The following is a 17,859-nucleotide window of genomic DNA, read 5'->3' on the forward strand; positions in this document are numbered from 1 at the left end:
AATGTTTATAAAAATTAATTCTTAAAGTTATCTTAAAAAAATATTTTCATATCTTATAAAATACTGAAAAATAAAACATTACAGTTTTATAACAATAAAGAAAGCCTCTTTAAAAAGAGGCTTTAAAAACTATTGGATTGGTTTTTTTATCGTTTATCAGCAGGAACGAAATCCCGCAATGGACTTCCCACGTAAACCTGTCTCGGGCGACCGATTGGTTCCTTGTTGGCGCGCATCTCGACCCATTGTGCAATCCAACCCGGAAGGCGTCCAATCGCAAACAATACGGTAAACATATCAGTCGGGATTCCAAGTGCGCGGTAAATGATTCCGGAATAGAAATCAACGTTCGGGTAAAGTGAGCGTGCTTTGAAGTATTCGTCTTCGAGAGCCGCTTTTTCAAGTTTCATTGCGATGTCGAGAAGCGGATCTTCCACGCCAAGTGAACTCAGAACTTCATCAGCAGCAACCTTGATGATCTTGGCGCGTGGATCGAAGTTCTTGTAAACGCGGTGACCGAAGCCCATCAATCTAAACGGATCTTCTTTGTCTTTTGCTTTGAGGATGAATTTTTCAACGTCTCCACCAGCTTTGTGGATTTCCTCAAGCATTTCCAATACGGCCTGGTTGGCACCTCCGTGAAGCGGCCCCCAAAGTGCGGAAACACCTGCAGAAATCGAAGCGAATAATCCGGCGTGTGATGAACCTACCATACGGACTGTGGAAGTAGAACAATTCTGTTCGTGATCGGCATGCAAAATAAACAATTTATCCAGCGCAGCCACCACTTTCGGGTTTGTACTATACGGACCTGTAGGAAGAGAGAACATCAGTTTCATGAAGTTGTCCACGTATCCTATGGTGTTGTCATAATAATTGAGCGGATAGCCCATTGCTTTTCTATATGTCCACGTTGCAATGACAAGGAATTTACCCATGGTCTTGCAGATGCCTTCATACAGTTCTTTTTCATTTTCAACATTTACAGACTTCGGATTGAAAGCTGTCAATGCACTTGTCAGGGCTGAAAGAACGCCCATCGGATGAGCCGTTTTAGGAAAACCATCAATGATGTTTTTCATTTCCTCATTGACCAGCGTGTATTTGCGGATGTTGGTCTCAAAACGCTCCAGCTCTTGTGAAGTGGGCAATTCGCCGAAAATCAGCAAATAGGAAACTTCAAGGAAACTCGCTTTTTCAGCAAGATCTTCAATCGCGTAACCTCTGTAGCGAAGAATTCCTTCTTCTCCGTCAAGGAATGTAATGGCACTTTTGCACGCACCTGAATTTTTATAACCGGGATCCAGTGTTATGGCTCCCGTAACGTCGCGTAACTTGGCAATATCGATGGCAGTTTCATTTTCTGAACCCGTAAAAACCGGAAATTCATATTTCTTGCCGTCAATCTCCAATGATGCAGTTTTTGACATAATGTGTTTGGGAATTAAATAATTTCCCAAATGTATTGAATTCAGGGTCAATTAAAAAATGGAAACTGCAACGTTTTCGTTAATTATTGCTAAAATAATGTACATAAAAAACAAAGCCCGTGCGATGAACCACGGGCTTTGAACTCAATTTAACTTAACTAGACGTAGCGATACATTCTGTTTGAAGGCAAGCGCATTTGGTAGTGAAACACCCTATTTTATGTTTACCCTACCCAACGTTTATTGTTTTATGAATTTCAAGGTTTTCGAACCTTTTTGTGTATTTACCTTTATAAGATACACTCCTGATTGTAAGCTTTTTACCGAAAATTCAGTTTGACCCAAAGCGGCATTTTGAACTTCGACCAATCTTCCGGAAGCATCGTATATTTCGATTTTTTTCAACTCGGAATCAGATTGTAAAGAGAGCTTTTCCTGAACCGGATTCGGATACAGTTTCATTTGTAATTTAGCATTGTCTGTAGCGCTCAAGTCTTCAAAAACGGTCTCGGCATCTTCCGTTTCGACCGGAAAGTTATAATCGAAATAAATTCCTGCTCCGTTAACGGCTGAATCACCTTGCTGCAACACATTAGAAGAACGCACTTTAAGCAGCACATTCCCGTGTCCGCCTGAATCAATATTGACGTTTTCAAAAATGAATTCGGCAACATTACCATGCACACGGCCTCTTACCGGATGCGAAGCCGATAGCAATTGAAGTGAATTCACCTCATATTGAGCCGGATTTAACGGAAGCCTGACCACGACATTTTGGGCCGGAGCCGTTCCTGTGTTTTCAAACCGGATACGATAATGCAGGTATTCACCAATTTGAGATGTGGGTTGGGAATCGCCTTCGAGGCATAGAATATCGTTCGGGTCAAATGAATTGACTGCTGTTTGCTCGAGTATGAAGTTGTTGTCTGACGGAAGCACATCGCCAACAGAAGGAACGCCGGCCGAAACCTGAATCACATCTCCTGAATTGACCGGATAGGTATCTGTTGGTTGATGAATGTTGACCGTACAGTAAAACGTTCGGGTTTCAAAAGGCATCAGATTCGTGTAGTTCCAATAAATAATCCCGGTGCCGAAACCGTCGGCAGGCGGACTCGTGGAAATATAATCCATCTGCGCCAGGTCATACGTACAACTTAATCCGAGCGGTTGCGACATGATTTGGTTGCCTTTGTTTCTAAGCGTAACCTGATACGTTGCGTCAAAACCGGGAATAGGAACGCTCCAAGGCGAAACGACAACTTCCAGATCTGGATGTATTCCGTTTTGTGTGATGCAAAAATCATTGGTAGAAATGGTTCCGTCCACAACCGGAAAATTCACTGCAGCACTCACAGGAGAAACAGTATAATACGCAGGATTTTCCAGCTCAGGGCTGACAGTAAAATTTCCGGCTCCAGGATAAAATTTATACTCGCCTGCCGAATCTGTAAAATCCACATAATCCTCAGTTCCATCGTTCATGACCATCTTCACATAGGAATGAGGCACATCGTTACCGCAGCCGTCGCTTTGCCAATCGTAAATGGCTGATCCGTAGATTCGGTTGAAAGCACCACCGGGCTCGACGGAGCAATAGGAATTTACGCTGATCAAAGGATTACCTAAAGAAAGTGTCACCTGGTCAATCTGGGCTTCATCGACACAAACAGATTGAAGCAATGGACATTGTGCAAAGCCAATGCTATTTTCTATACTACCGTTCTTTAGTATTACGTGATGAAGTTGCGGACAAGAGCTGACTCCAACTGTAACGAGGCTTTCGGCCTGTGAAAGATTAAGTTCCTGCAACTGTGCGCTGTCGATTCCAACAGTAGTAAGGCTTGGCGAATCCCCAATTATGAGTTCCGAAATCAAACTAGCTTCCAGATTGGTCAACCCTGACATTGGCGGAATCGACAACGTACCAGGCAAATAGTATGTAATCGACTGCAGACTTGTGACTCCTGTCAGATCAAGGGATCCATCCGGGCCGCCAATGATAGATTGCAGGTTGATTGACACCAGATTCTGGCAATTGCTAAAATTCACATTGGTCAGCATATCAGACGAAATCCCCGCGCTATGGCCATTAAAATCAGAACCGCTGAAATCTACCGTTTGAAGATTGTTGCCCATTAAAGTCACATTCTCTGCAAATGCCCCGCAATGGATTTCCACATTGGCCAGGTTTGGATTGCCAATATCAAATGAAGGCAATGCCGTTGCAGTAATTTTCAGGCTGACCAGATTGTCGTTTACAGATATATTCAGAATCGACATGGTTCCTACATTTAATTCCATAGATGAAATATTGGTCCCTCCACATTCAAAATGATCCAGAACATGTTGATTGGTCATGTCTAAAGCGGTCAACTGCGTATTGCGGACATCGAGATAAGTAAGGGCCGAAGTTAAAGGTAAAACCAAAGAACTCAGGGTTGAAACATGTACATCCAGATAAGTGAGCGCACTATTCGCCGAAAAATCCAAACTCCCTAATGAAGTGCCCATACTGTTGAAATAATTCAGGTTTGACATTGTGGAAACATCAATATTAGATAGCGGAGAACTACCCGAAATGTACAATCCGTTCAGATTCGAAAATGCCTCAAGACCTGTGCAATTCATTGCTGCATCGGCATTAATATGCAGCTCTATGATATTCAACGCTTCCGTCTGTTGAATTTCCCCATCCGAATTGACATCAATGATTATTTGGTTGACTCCGTTACTTGCAAATACGTTTGAACCGTCGGGAGCGGTTCCAAGTAACCTGGCCTTAAAATTCGCATCCGGGATATTCACAACCTGGCTTCGCCCCGAAAGACCACAAAGCATTATCCCTAAAACAATATAAAACTTACCCATAGCTTATTTTTTGACGATTTTTTGTACCGATGCGCCTTTGCGTGAAACCACTTTCACAAAATAATTTCCGCTTGCATATTGGGTCATTTCCAATATGGATTCGTTTCCGGATGCAGGTGAAATCTGCAATAACCTGCCTTGCACATCGTATAATTCAATTTTTTCCAGAGTCGATCCTGCTTTGACCGTAACCTGGTTTTGCACCGGATTCGGATAGATTTGGACAGATGCGTCTTTAACAGGCGAACCTGAGCTCAAATCGGCAAATACGGTTTCAGCATTATTTGTTTGCACCGGAAAATTATAATCGAAATAGATTCCGGCTCCGTTAATGGCCGAATCTCCTTGTTGCAATGTATTCAAAGAACGCACCTTGAGCAATACATTTCCATGTCCGCCCGAGTCGAGGTTCAGGTTCTCGAACATAAATTCAGCTACATTGTTTTTCACATTACCTTTCACGGGATGTGATGCAAACAGCAATTGAACTGAATCTGTCTGATATTGTGCTGGATTGAGCGGAAGCCTGACCACGACATTCTGGGCCGGAGCCGTTCCCGTATTTTCAAAACGGATTCGGTAATGCAGGTATTCGCCAATTTCCGAAGTGGGTTGGGAATCGCCTTCGAGACATAAAATATCGTTCGGGTCAAGCGAATTGACGGCTGTTTGGTTCAGTACAAAATTGTTGTCGTCCGGAAGTGAATCACCAAATGTGGGAACACCCGCTGAAACCTGGATCGCATCGCCTGAATTGACCGGATTCAAATCTGTAGGTGCATGAACTTTCACGGTACAAAAGAACGTGCGGGTTTCAAACGGCATGAGGTTTTCATAGCTCCAGTAAATGGTGCCGCTTGCATACGCATCAGATGCCGGACTTGTCGAAATATAATCCATCTGGTAATAATCGTAGGAACAGGTCAGCCCGTACAATTGAGATTGGATCTGGTTGCCTTTATTTCGAAGCGTAACCTGATAGGTTGTATTAAAACCCGGAATCGGGGCGCCGGTTGGAGAAACGATAACTTCAAGGTCGGGATTGACTCCATTTGCGGAGATGCAGAAATCGTTGATTGATGTGTTGTTGTTATCGTCGGCAAAATTAACCGACGCAGAAGCCGGGCTTACCGTAAACCCTGTGGTTTCGAATTCCGGCGTAACTGTGAAATTTCCGGCAAGAACATAAAATACATATGTTCCTGAAGCATCCGTAAACGTGGAATAGGTTGTTGTGCCGTCAAATAAATCGACTTTTTTATATGCAAACGAAGGATCATTTTCGCAACCGTCGTTAGCCTGGTCAAATTTTACGGTTCCGGTAATGGTATTGTAATTTCCGCCCGGAGCCATCGAACAATAGGAATTTACAGAAACCGAAGGCCCAACGACAGCTTGTATTTCGGTTATCTCAGATTCATCGGCACAAACACCAATAAGGCCTGGATTATTCGAGGCAATCAAATTATCATGATGCCCATTTTTAATATTCAGGTTAGTGAGATTCAGATTATCATTGAGATAAATAGAAGAAATCCCCGGCAAATGTGATAAATCCAACTGTGTCGTGTTGTTTTGGTTGAACGTGAAATAATATACTGGTGAAGATTCGATAGTCAGGTTCAGCAGCGTATTTTGCGCTAATGTTAAGTTGTGAAGTTCGGGCAAGGACGGAATTGTAAGCGCAGGAAAATTACATCCTTGCAACAGAAGCGTGTCCAGATTATTACAACCGCTAATATCAATAGTATTTAATACGTTCGGCCCCGTAGTGTTTGTTACTTGTACTTTATATAATGCAGCACATCCCGAAAGGTTCAGATCCTGTAGAAAATGTGAATTGTCCAATGTCAGTTCCAAACTGGCATTTATCAATTCAGGATCACTGTAAGAATTGTGAAAATCCATATGTTCAATTACGGGAGTGTTTTCGATATTAAGATATCCGAAGAGTGGACAATCCGTTATTTCAATATTTTGTAACAATGGACTATTTGGAACATCCAAACCTGAAAAATTCGGAAGATTGGAAGCCTTGAATGAAATCAGCTGGGAACTGCCATACATTACGACCGACTGAAGAAATGGAAGATCTGTAAGATCCAGCGATGCCAAAGCAGTATTATCTGCAGCAAAGATTTTGGTTTTCGGAGCCAAACTAACAGATGTCAAAGGGTTATCGTTCGCATATAACAACCATAAATTGGGCAACATGCTTACGTCGAGTGCTATCAAATCATTATCCGACACGGCAAGTTGTTCCAGATTTGTAAAAGCCTCTATCCCGGTTATGTCAGAAATATTCCAGCCCCCAAGATCCAATTCATGATAAGCCGCAGCTTCACCCACCTGGATTTCCCCATCTCCGTTCAAATCCAGCGCATACGACGGATTTATGGCATTATATTGCACAAGAGCCGCCTTAAAATTTGGGTCGGGAATGTTTACAATGACAGAATCGTCATACACCTGAATCATGAATGGCGCATACACATAGCAGCCGCTCAAACTTGTGGCTCCTATCCACATTTGCTGCGGATTCTGGGTATTGGTAAAGGACGATTGGTTTGGTATTGAGTTAACCTGTAACTGAGCGTCGCTTTCTGTCAGATAATAAGCAAAAGTGTAATTGTCAGTATCAATGCTGGAATTGATTGTCGTAAAATCAAATGCCGCAAATCCGTCGAACGGATATTCAGAAATCACTATTGGCCCAATATCCTGAAGATCAGCCCCTGCTTCTACATACACATCAAGCGTTGTAGTTGCGGATTGTCCGGATGACAGTTCTGTAACTTTTGTAACAAGAGTTTGTGCAGTACCTGCCACAATAGTTAATGAAGTTGGAAGTTCGTTGATTGAAGCTGCTGCATCATACTCATTACTATAAAAAGCCACGCCAAATAGCAACGGATCCTGGCTTCCCAAAATCTCAGGTATGGCAACGGTCAAATCAAATGTGACATAAGTCTCCGGCGCTGCGCACCTATATAATGGTGAAGGCGTATTTGCCTGCTGGGAGAACAATGTATTAAAAAACAACAGTGTAAAAATCAACTTTTTCATACCTCGTATATTTCATCAGGCTTTTGCCGATCGGCCCTGCCTTTTCATTTAAAATCTCAAATGCTTTTCAAAACTTCCTGCAACCTGTCTTTCTTTCGCTGCGAAATCGGCAAATGGCTGTTATCACTCATCACCACATAACCGCCGTCTTTCTTGATGTATGATTTGAGATAACTCAGGTTGATCAGATGCGATTGATGGATCCGTTCAAATCCATGCTCGGCCAAAAGTTCTTCATATTCCTTTAAGGTGCGTGAAATCAAAATAGGTTTGCTGCCGCGGATGTAAAACTTGGTGTAATTGTCATCGCTTTCACAACGGATGATATCACTGATTTCGAACAGATGGATGCCTTCTGATGTAGATAACGCAATGCGTTTGAAATTATCGACTTTTTTACGGATGTTTTCCAAAAGCAAATCGATGTGCGCGAATCCATCATTTTTTTGGACCGCCGCTTTGATCTTGTTGATGACTTTCTGCAACTCTTCCGGATCGACTGGCTTCAGTAGAAAATCAAGTGCACTGAATCGAAAAGCTTTGATTGCATATTGTTCGTGGGCTGTTATAAAAACAATATTCGTCTGTGATTTTCCCTGACGCAAAGCGAGTTGCTCCAGAATGTCAAAACCACTTCCGTCATTCAATTGAATATCTAGAAAAACCACCTGGGGCTGGAATTTCTCTATGGCCGTCACGCCACTTTCGACCGAATCGGCTTCACCCAGGATATGTATTTCAGGAGCGTATCGTTCCAAAAGACCTTTCATTCCGGAGCGGAGATTGGCGTCGTCGTCAATTAGGAGAGCGGTTATCACGATGATTGTTTATTAGTATTTTTTTTTATTTATTGATGTATTGGAGCGGTAGTCGCAAAAGGACTTTCGTTCCGGTAATGTTGCCTGCGTTATCTGCCGTTTGGGTGATTTCCACATCGGCCTGCCTTGATGTTACCGACCGTATCATATCGAGCCTTTTTCTTGTGATGTCAAGCGCCATCGACTTATGCACCGGAACGGAACCTTGCTTCATTTCGGTAGATTTATCAATGCCGACGCCGTTGTCTGTCACACTGCAAATCAGGAATTCGGCATCTATAGTAAAATCCACATCGATGCGTCCGCCCTGTTTTTTTGGCACGATTCCATGAATGATGGCATTTTCTACAAAAGGTTGCAATAATAATGGCGGCAAAGCCACATCGTCTTCAATATCACGGCTTTTTGTAATGTCGAACGTAAAGATATTGTTGAACCGGAGCTGTTCGAGCTCGAGATAATTCTGCAAGCCTTCTATCTCGCGATCAATCGGAATAAGCTGTTCTTTTGAATATTCAAGCGTGAGGCGCATCAGCTTGGAGAACTTGGCCAAATATTTTATCGCTTGGTCTGTTCCATTCTGCACGATGAAACTCGAAATCGACCCCAGGCAATTGAACACAAAATGCGGGTTCATTTGTAAATGCAGCGCTTTTTGCTCGTATTCGGCAAGTTCTTTCTGGAGTGTCAAAGTACGTTTAAGTTGCCTTCTGTTGTAAACCAGGAAACAGATTCCGGCCAAAAGCAGCACGAACAACACAATGAAAACGGTTTGCAGCGTATGTCTTTTTGCCGCTTCTGTGTACAGCAATTCGCGTTTCTCCGATTCTTTTTTGGCTATGGCTTCACGCTTGTCGAATTCGTAATTGAGTTCTGCCTGGACACTTTTGCGGATGTTTTCGCTCGATGCCAGACTGTCTTTGGCCACACTGTAGCGTTCAAAATGAAGCAGCGCATTTTTAGTATCGCCCTGTCTGGAATAGATGTCGCTCAGCAATTTTTCGGCAATCACGACTTGTTCCGGAATCTGTAGTTTTTCAGCCAAACCAAGTGAAGCCGAAGCATTTGCCATAGCTTTTTGCAAATCACCCGAGGCCAGGTAATGCTTTGCCAAATGCGCTTTCGTATCAGCTGTCCCGAACTCATCATCTATTGAAGCAAAAAAACCGAGTGCCTTTTGCCAGGCGGTTTCGGCTTCCATGGGCTTATTCGTCTGCTCAAAATAATCGCCCCAATTGTTGCACAATTCGCCTTGGGCACGATCATCCGGATATGTTGTAAATGCAGTTTGGGCCTTTTGGTAATATTCCAAAGCTTTTTCAAAATCCTTTTGTGCGAGATAATTATTACCGATGTTCGTCAGCGTGATCGCAATGGCGGCATCTTTTGATTTTTCAAGCAAATCGGCGGCCTTGAGCAAATATTCAAGTGCCTTGAAATTGTTTTTCTGGGACGAATAAACTACTGCGGTATTGTTGTACAGATGCGCCAGACGGACCGGTTCTTCCAATTTTTCATACTGCTGGATTGCCTTTAAATCATATTGAAGCGCCCTTGCGTAATTGCTCTGTTCCGAAAAAACCACCCCCAGGCTGCCAAGCGATCTGGCAAGTCCCATTTTTGCAGCTTTTGAATTTCCGGAAATACTGGCTTCAGCCTCGAATATTTTTTGTGCCGAAAGAAATTCCGTAGTCGCCTGGGCATAACTTCCTTTGATGATGAACGAATTTCCAAGATTCTGGTGTGCGGTCGCTTCAGCCAGGCGATACTTTATTTTTTGCGAAAGCCCGAGTGCCTGATTGGCATAAGCCTGCATTTTTTCGGGATCGGACGTTTTGTAGGCATCTGAAATCCTGTTGAGAAGATCGGCACGTTCAATGTCGTTCTTTACCTTAGGAAGCAAACGCGAAAGACTGTCTGCGGTTCCGTTCTGCCCAAAAACAGGCATCAGGAAAAGCAGGCAGAAAAATAGCAATATCAGTCGTTTCATAGGCGAACTCAGTGAATAAAACAAAAGTAGTATTTCAATCGTGCCGATGGACCCGAAATGAGAATTTGAAGTGAATTGGCGAGAATTCGGATTCCGCAAACCCCATCTTATTTTCAAAACTCATTTTTGTGAAAAACATGACAATAGCTTCCCGACAAACTATTTTGTCGTAAGTAATTTGTCAATAGTCCGTGACATTTTGTTTGCCACAAAAGAATGTCGCAAACAAAAATATCGGAAATTACAGATACCAATCCAACAAAAAAACCCGACAAGTTGCCGGGTTTGATTTTCTAAATCTAGAAGATTTTATTTCTGCTTGAAAGCGTTCTTCCCGGGAAAATAAGCCGTATCGCCTAATTCTTCCTCAATACGCAACAGCTGGTTGTATTTGGCCATACGATCGGAACGTGAAGCGGAACCGGTCTTGATTTGCCCGCAGTTCAATGCTACAGCAAGGTCGGCGATGGTATTATCTTCGGTTTCACCGGAACGGTGCGACATTACAGACGTATAACCTGCATTGTGCGCCATATTAACGGCCGCGATGGTTTCAGACAAGGTTCCAATCTGGTTTACCTTGATCAGGATGGAATTCGCGATGCCTTTGTCGATTCCGGTTTTGAGACGCTCTACGTTAGTCACGAACAAATCGTCCCCTACCAATTGTACTTTGTCTCCGATAAGATCTGTCAGGTATTTCCATCCGTCCCAATCGTCTTCGTACATACCGTCTTCGATGGAGATGATAGGATATTTGGCTGCCAGTTCGGCAAGATATTCAGCTTGCTCCTTTGACGAACGGATCTTTCCGCCTTCGCCTTCAAACTTTTTATAGTCGTAATTTCCGTTTACGTAGAATTCAGATGCGGCACAATCCAGGGCGACCATTACATCGTCACCAAATTTATACCCTGCATTCTCAACGGCGGTCTTGATTGAATCCAACGCGTCTTCTGTTCCGCCGGCAAGGTTCGGGGCAAATCCGCCTTCGTCACCGACTGCTGTAGAAAGATGACGGTCGTGCAATACTTTTTTCAGATTGTGGAAGATTTCGGTTCCCATTTGCATGGCGTGGGTGAAATCTTTTGCTTTTACCGGCATGATCATGAATTCCTGGAAAGCGATAGGAGCATCGGAGTGAGAACCGCCGTTAATGATATTCATCATTGGAACCGGAAGCGTATTTCCGGAAACGCCGCCGACATAGCGATACAATGGCATTCCGAGTTCATTGGCAGCAGCTTTGGCAACGGCAAGTGAAACGCCAAGGATTGCGTTTGCACCAAGGTTTCCTTTGTTGTGTGTGCCGTCAAGCTCGATCATTTTCTTGTCGATCAGGTTCTGTTCGAATACAGACATCCCGACAATTTCTTCGGCAATCTGAACATTGACATGCTTTACTGCTTTGCTCACGCCTTTGCCCATGTAGGCTTTTCCTCCGTCGCGAAGTTCCACTGCTTCGTGTTCTCCGGTAGATGCTCCGGATGGAACGGCTGCACGGCCAAGAATTCCGTTTTCGGTGATTACGTCAACCTCGATTGTCGGGTTTCCGCGTGAATCAAGAATTTGACGGGCGTGAATTTTAACGATAATACTCATGGTCCTTTTTATTAGATTAGTGTTTTATGTGCTTAATTTTTGGAAAATTATGAAAAAATGCAGACCCGAAAAAGCAAGTCTGCATCAATTAACCAAAACTTATAAACGCAAACGATTTAGGAGTCTCCAAAAAATCATCTGCTTATTACAAATCGTCTATTTCCGTTTGATCCTTCAAAATACATCGACCGCAGTTAAACAATCAAAATACCTGAATATTAGCAAAATGAAAATATCGGGCCGATCAATTTCTTTCATAATCCAACATTTATTGTTTTTATTTGCAGCGTTGCTAAATTCAGAATATGCTGTTTAATTCATTGTCATATGCTGTTTTCCTCCCCTTGGTATTCGCCATATATTGGTCTATATCAAAAAAAGGGATCAAGCTACAGAATGCAATGTTGCTTTTATGCAGTTACTTTTTTTATGCCTGTTGGGACTGGCGTTTTTTGTTCTTACTGCTATTTTCTACCGGATTGGATTATTATACAGGCTGGAAAATGTCTGGCGCCAGTGAAAAAAACAGGAAGTTCTGGTTCTGGCTGAGTATTTCAATAAACCTCGGCTTTTTGGGAGTTTTTAAATACTACAATTTTTTCGCTTCTTCGTTTGCCGATTTGATATTGGGATTTGGGCTTAGACCGAACCTTCCGTTACTGAATGTAATCTTACCAGTCGGCATATCGTTTTACACATTCCACGGACTTTCGTATGTTATTGACATTTACAAAAAACGCATCGAACCTGAAAAGGACATTATAGATTACAGTCTTTTCGTGAGTTACTTTCCGCTTCTTGTAGCGGGACCAATCGAACGTGCGACCCACCTGCTCCCACAGCTAAAGAAAAAAAGGGAATTTTCGTTTGAAACCGCAAAAGACGGATTGTACCAGATTTTTTGGGGCCTATTTAAAAAAGTGGTCATTGCAGATAGCTGTGCCCGTTACGCCAACGAGATTTTTGACCATCAGGATCAATACAATTCACTAACGCTTGTTTTGGGTGTCGTTTATTTCGCCTTTCAGATATATGGTGACTTTTCAGGTTATTCAGATATAGCCATCGGCACTTCTAAATTATTTGGGATCCAACTACTCCGAAATTTCAATTACCCGTATTTTTCGCGCGACATTGCCGAATTCTGGAGACGTTGGCATATTTCACTATCAAGTTGGTTCCGCGATTATCTATACATTCCGCTTGGTGGCAGCAAAGTGAATGAGGCAAAAAGAATCCGAAACACATTCATCATCTTTCTGGTCAGCGGATTCTGGCATGGGGCAAACTGGACATTCATCCTTTGGGGATTTATCCATGCCCTGTTTTTTCTGCCATTACTACTTACAGGCAGCAATCGCAACAACATAGAAATTGCAGCATCGGGCAAAAAAGTTCCAAGTCCAAAAGAGTTTCTGCAAATGCTGGTCACTTTTAGCCTTGTCGTCTTTGCCTGGATTTTTTTTCGTGCACACAATGTATCTCAGGCCTTGGCTTACATTGATGGAATAATACGCCTGAAGGATTTTTCGATTCAATATCTTGGAGTTGACCGATATTCGTACGAATTGATGAGTCTGTTACTTTTGTTTGTTGCAGTGGAATGGTTTTCCCGCGAAAGAGAACACCCAGTTTGCGGACGTTTTGAATATGCCAAGGCGATACTGTTATTATTTCTGATATTGGTTTTGGGAGCTTACTCGAATCCGAGCGATTTTATTTATTTTCAATTCTGATGAAAAGATTCATTTGGTTTGTTTCAGGGCTGACAGTTGCGTTTATCATCATGATGACATTGGCTGATATTGGATACACAGCTATATACAGGCACTGCATTCCCCGAAATAAAGTGGTGTACATAATTCAGATGAAACCTACTGCCATAGATCGTGTCTTTTTAGGTTCCTCACGTGTTGCGAATCATATTGTGACAAGCGAAGTAAAAAAAACAACGGGAAAACCGGCCATAAATCTAGGCATTGAAGGTTCCGGTTTAGCCGATAATTTGCTCCAGTTCAAGCTACTTCTGGATCGCAAAATCCGAATTAAAAAATTATACCTTCAGGTAGATTATGTATACAACGATGAAAACCTGTCCTTGATTGGCAGCACCGCAGCCCTTCCTTTCATAAAAGACCCCGTGGTCTCGGGCTTTCTCGAACCGCGATTGAAAAATTATCCGGCTTACGCCCATATCCCTTTTTACAGATATGCAATGAGTGATCAGGTTCTCGGCTTACGCGAGTGCTTGCTTAGTCTGGCCAATAAAAGACCTAAGGACGATTTTTCAGACGGATTCCATCCGCAACACGGCCACCATAAAATTTTACCCTTTTCCTTACCTAAAAGCATCGCAAGCCAAAATCATTCAATAACAGAATTCAAGAGGCTTTGTAAAAAAAACAGTATCGAATTTATTCCTTTTTGCGCTCCTTATCCTTCGGGATTTAAAAACCGGGACTTCTTAATTTCCCTTAAGAAAAAACTTCCGGAATTACAGGATTACTCAACGTCAATCCCCGATAGTCTATTTTATAATTCCGTTCACTTAAATTCAGATGGTGCCCTTGCCTTTACCCGATTGTTACTGGCAGATGAAAAATAAGCCAGTTTTATGCTACCTTCCTATATTCTCAATAAACTGATCGAACAGATAACTCGAGTCATGAGGCCCGGGACTGGCTTCGGGATGGTACTGAACCGAGAACGCATTTTTGCTCTTCATACGCATTCCGGCAACGGTTTCATCGTTGATGTGAAGGTGGGTGATTTCAAAATCAGGATTGGCCAGAAGCGCTTCTTTATCGACAGCAAATCCGTGGTTCTGTGACGTTATTTCACCTTTTCCGGTTAAAAGGTTTTTTACCGGGTGATTGATTCCTCTGTGCCCGTTGAACATTTTATACGTCGGTATTCCGTTTGCAAGAGCCAAAACCTGATGACCGAGGCAGATTCCGAAAACCGGATCGTTGGCTTCAAGGATTTTTTTGGCGACTTCCTGCGCAAGCAACAGCGGTTCGGGATCGCCGGGGCCATTTGACAGGAAAAACCCGTCCGGATTCCATGACTTCATTTCTTCGTATGCTGTATCGAAAGGAAAAACCTTGATATAACATTCACGTTTTGAAAGGTTGCGCAAAATGTTCTTTTTGATACCCAGGTCGAGTGCGGCAATTTTGTATTTCGCTTCCGGATTACCGATAAAGTATGGCTCTTTGGTCGATACTTTTGATGCGAGCTCCAATCCTTTCATATCAGGAACTTCCGCTAAAAGAGCTTTCAGTTCTTCGATTGATTTCCCGTCTGTTGAAATGGCCGCGTTCATGGCTCCGTGGTCGCGGATGTAGCTTACGAGAGCCCGTGTATCCACGTCTGAAATACAGATGAGATTTTGTTTCTCGAAATATTCCATCAGGTCCGATTCGGAATCAGGGCGTGAATGGTTGAAGCTGAAATTCTTGACAACAAGACCCGAAATCATGATTCTGTCTGCCTCGACTTCTTCGCCGTTCACACCGTAGTTCCCGATATGGGTATTCGTGGCAACCATGATTTGTCCAAAATAAGACGGATCGGTGAATATTTCCTGATAACCAGTCATTCCTGTATTAAAACAGACTTCCCCGAAAGTGGTTCCGGTGATTCCGATCGATTTGCCGTAGAAAACGGTTCCGTCGGCAAGGAGGAGAATGGCTTGTGGTCTGGTGTTGTACTTCATTCGTAGTAGTTATTGTTTTTTAAAGGACTCATGCTGTTCGCAAGCTCGGGTCATTAATGTTGTGCGTTGTAGTTGAGTAGTTCGTTATTCGATTGGAAAAAATCTCTAAGTTGTTAAGATCTGTGTGCATAGGCATAGCCCAAATCCCTTTTCCTAACGCTTACTTCCTTTTTCCGCTGCAAATTTACTCTTTTTTTCGGGTTGTGGAAAGCAGTTACAGGAATGGTTGTAATGGATGGCGCCTTTTGATTCCCAACACTTTCGTTCGTTGGGTAAGATCGACCATTCATCCGTCGAAATCCAACGTTGGTTCATTCGGCAAAAATAATATTGCCTGTTACTGAAACTTCGAGTAGTTTCGGCCGCAAATTTCCACAAACAAATAAAAACATCAATGAAATTAAAATTACGTTATGCACTGCTTTGCGCGGTGCTTGGACTCGGCTTGGTAAATCAATCAACCCATGCACAAGGTTTCGGGACAACTCCCACAAACTGGGGCGTACCTGCCGGAGGTGAAACCTATAGTGGCACGAACTACAGTTTCCGTTACATTGGCTATGTCACGGGTGCCGTGGATAATTTAGGCAGCCAATCCTGGACGGTCGCCGACATGAACGGTGATTCCAAACTGGACCTTGTAGTGTACAACGAGAACCAAGCTGACGGAGATGCTATGGTTTTCAGCCAAAACCTGAATCCGTACTGGAAAGTATATCTGGGTACGAGCAGCGGGTTTTCAACGACGGCCACCAACTGGGCACTGCCTCCGGGTGGTGAGAAATATAACGGCGTGACTCTGGGCTATCACGAGTTCAGTGCAGCGACGGGTACTGGTTATGACATTGGCAGCCAGTCTTATCAGCTTATGGATATGAACGGGGATGCCAAACCAGATATGGTAGTCTATGCCGAAAACATGGAACCTGGCATGCGTACCTTCTCCAACGGATCGAGCTTCTACTGGAAAGTATATCTCAACACCGGATCAGGGTTTTCGCAAACGGCTACCAACTGGACTTTGCCTGCAGGAGGCGAAAAGGACGACAACATAAATTACAGTTTCCGACAGATATCGGACCAGGCTTATCCAAACGATGACCTGAACAGCGAATCGTGGACCGTGATGGATATGAATGGCGATGCCAAACCGGATTTGGTGGTGTATAGTGCAAACGGGGCAGACGATGTACTGATCTTCAGCTCGGGCGCAACCAAATACTGGAAAGTTTTCCTCAACACCGGATCCGGATTTTCAACGACCGCCACCAACTGGAACATGCCTGCCGGCGGAGAAAAAGACAACAATATGGATTATAGCTTCCGTCACATTACGGACCAAGCCTATCCGAATGATGACCTGAACAGCGAGTCGTGGACAATAATGGATATGAACGGAGATTCCAAACCGGATTTGGTAGTTTATAGTTCAAACGGGGCAGACGATGTTCTTATCTTTAATTCCGGTGCTACGAAATACTGGAAAGTTTTCCTCAACACGGGTTCTGGCTTTTCAGCAACGGCGACGAACTGGACCATGCCTGCCGGCGGTGAAAAAGACAACAACACCGATTACAGTTTCCGTCACATCACCGACCAGGCCTATCCGAACGATGACCTGAACAGCGAATCGTGGACCGTGATGGACATGAATGGCGATGCAAAGCCTGATCTTGTGGTTTATAGTTCGAACGGCCCCAATGAGGTACTGATTTTTAATTCCGGTGCGACAAAATACTGGAAGGTTTTCCTCAATACGGGATCGGCATTTTCCACTTCCGCGACAAACTGGTCTATGCCGGCGGGCGGAGAGAAATACAATGGCACTGATTATAGCTTCCGAGCCATAGGTTATGCAACAGGCGCTGTCGATGATCTGGGAAGCCAGTCGTGGACTGTCATGGACATGAACGGCGACCACAAACTTGACCTTGTGGTGTATAATGAGAATCAGACCGCAGGCGACGAACTTATCCCGGGTTCCGGTTCAAACAAATACTGGAAAGTGTATCTGAATGGCGGAGTGTTATCCAGTCCTGAACAAGAATTGCAAGCGTCGCTGCTTGCCTATCCGAATCCGGTGAACGAGTTGCTGTATGTCAAGGCCGGGGCTGCGGTACTTGGCAAATCCTTTTCGATTTTCGACGGAAATGGACGCATGGTCTTATCCGGAAAACTATCAAATGAAATCAATACGATTGATATGAGCGGCGTTTCCCGTGGCATTTACTTTTTGAAAGTTGATGGAGAAGGAATTGCTTTGAAGGTGGTTAAGAGGTAGTTTATAGATGTGACTACTCAGTCGCGAGTAGTGTGAGACTTATTTATATTTGAGAAATTCGGGGTTCCTTTTGGGGACCCTGT

At 43.5% G+C, this 17,859-nt stretch carries 10 protein-coding genes; 3 read left to right on the forward strand and 7 right to left on the reverse strand.

Going from position 1 to position 17,859, the window contains the following annotated elements:
• Window positions 1–146: 146 nt before the first annotated feature.
• From G6047_RS16035 to eno, 6 genes are all read right to left on the reverse strand, one after another.
• Window positions 147–1,430: a citrate synthase gene (locus G6047_RS16035; protein WP_169528637.1), complete on the reverse strand. Its 1,284-nt coding sequence runs from the start codon at window positions 1,428–1,430 to the stop codon at window positions 147–149.
• Between the two features lie 240 nt (window positions 1,431–1,670).
• The gene (locus G6047_RS16040) at window positions 1,671–4,301 is read right to left on the reverse strand and encodes a T9SS type A sorting domain-containing protein (RefSeq protein WP_169528638.1); all 2,631 of its coding nucleotides are present in this window, start codon (window positions 4,299–4,301) and stop codon (window positions 1,671–1,673) included.
• Between the two features lie 3 nt (window positions 4,302–4,304).
• Entirely contained in the window at window positions 4,305–7,367 is a 3,063-nt protein-coding gene (locus G6047_RS16045) for a DUF7619 domain-containing protein (RefSeq protein ID WP_169528639.1), read from the reverse strand.
• Between the two features lie 56 nt (window positions 7,368–7,423).
• A complete protein-coding gene (locus G6047_RS16910) occupies window positions 7,424–8,185 on the reverse strand; it encodes a LytR/AlgR family response regulator transcription factor (protein ID WP_169528640.1) in 762 nt (253 codons plus the stop codon).
• 25 nt (window positions 8,186–8,210) lie between these two features.
• Complete coding sequence (locus tag G6047_RS16055) at window positions 8,211–10,175, reverse strand: tetratricopeptide repeat-containing sensor histidine kinase (protein ID WP_169528641.1); 1,965 nt, start codon at window positions 10,173–10,175, stop codon at window positions 8,211–8,213.
• Window positions 10,176–10,484: 309 nt separating this feature from the next.
• Window positions 10,485–11,777, reverse strand: coding sequence for a phosphopyruvate hydratase (eno, locus tag G6047_RS16060; RefSeq protein WP_169528642.1), 1,293 nt, complete (start codon window positions 11,775–11,777; stop codon window positions 10,485–10,487).
• Between the two features lie 305 nt (window positions 11,778–12,082).
• Here eno and G6047_RS16065 point away from each other — a divergent pair, with 305 nt between their 5' ends.
• On the forward strand, window positions 12,083–13,513 hold the full coding sequence (locus G6047_RS16065; RefSeq protein ID WP_169528643.1) for an MBOAT family O-acyltransferase: 1,431 nt from the start codon (window positions 12,083–12,085) through the stop codon (window positions 13,511–13,513).
• Complete coding sequence (locus tag G6047_RS16070) at window positions 13,513–14,382, forward strand: hypothetical protein (RefSeq protein WP_169528644.1); 870 nt, start codon at window positions 13,513–13,515, stop codon at window positions 14,380–14,382. Before G6047_RS16065 ends, G6047_RS16070 begins: the two co-directional genes overlap by 1 nt.
• A gap of 12 nt (window positions 14,383–14,394) precedes the next feature.
• On the opposite strand, the gene carA is transcribed toward G6047_RS16070, so the two are convergent.
• Entirely contained in the window at window positions 14,395–15,495 is a 1,101-nt protein-coding gene (carA, locus tag G6047_RS16075; protein ID WP_169528645.1) for a glutamine-hydrolyzing carbamoyl-phosphate synthase small subunit, read from the reverse strand.
• A gap of 394 nt (window positions 15,496–15,889) precedes the next feature.
• Between carA and G6047_RS16080 the strand changes: the two genes are divergently transcribed.
• A complete protein-coding gene (locus tag G6047_RS16080; RefSeq protein WP_169528646.1) occupies window positions 15,890–17,776 on the forward strand; it encodes a T9SS type A sorting domain-containing protein in 1,887 nt (628 codons plus the stop codon).
• Window positions 17,777–17,859: the final 83 nt, after the last annotated feature.

The organism is Flavobacterium silvaticum (genome assembly GCF_012911565.1).
Lineage (GTDB): Bacteria > Bacteroidota > Bacteroidia > Flavobacteriales > Flavobacteriaceae > Flavobacterium > Flavobacterium silvaticum.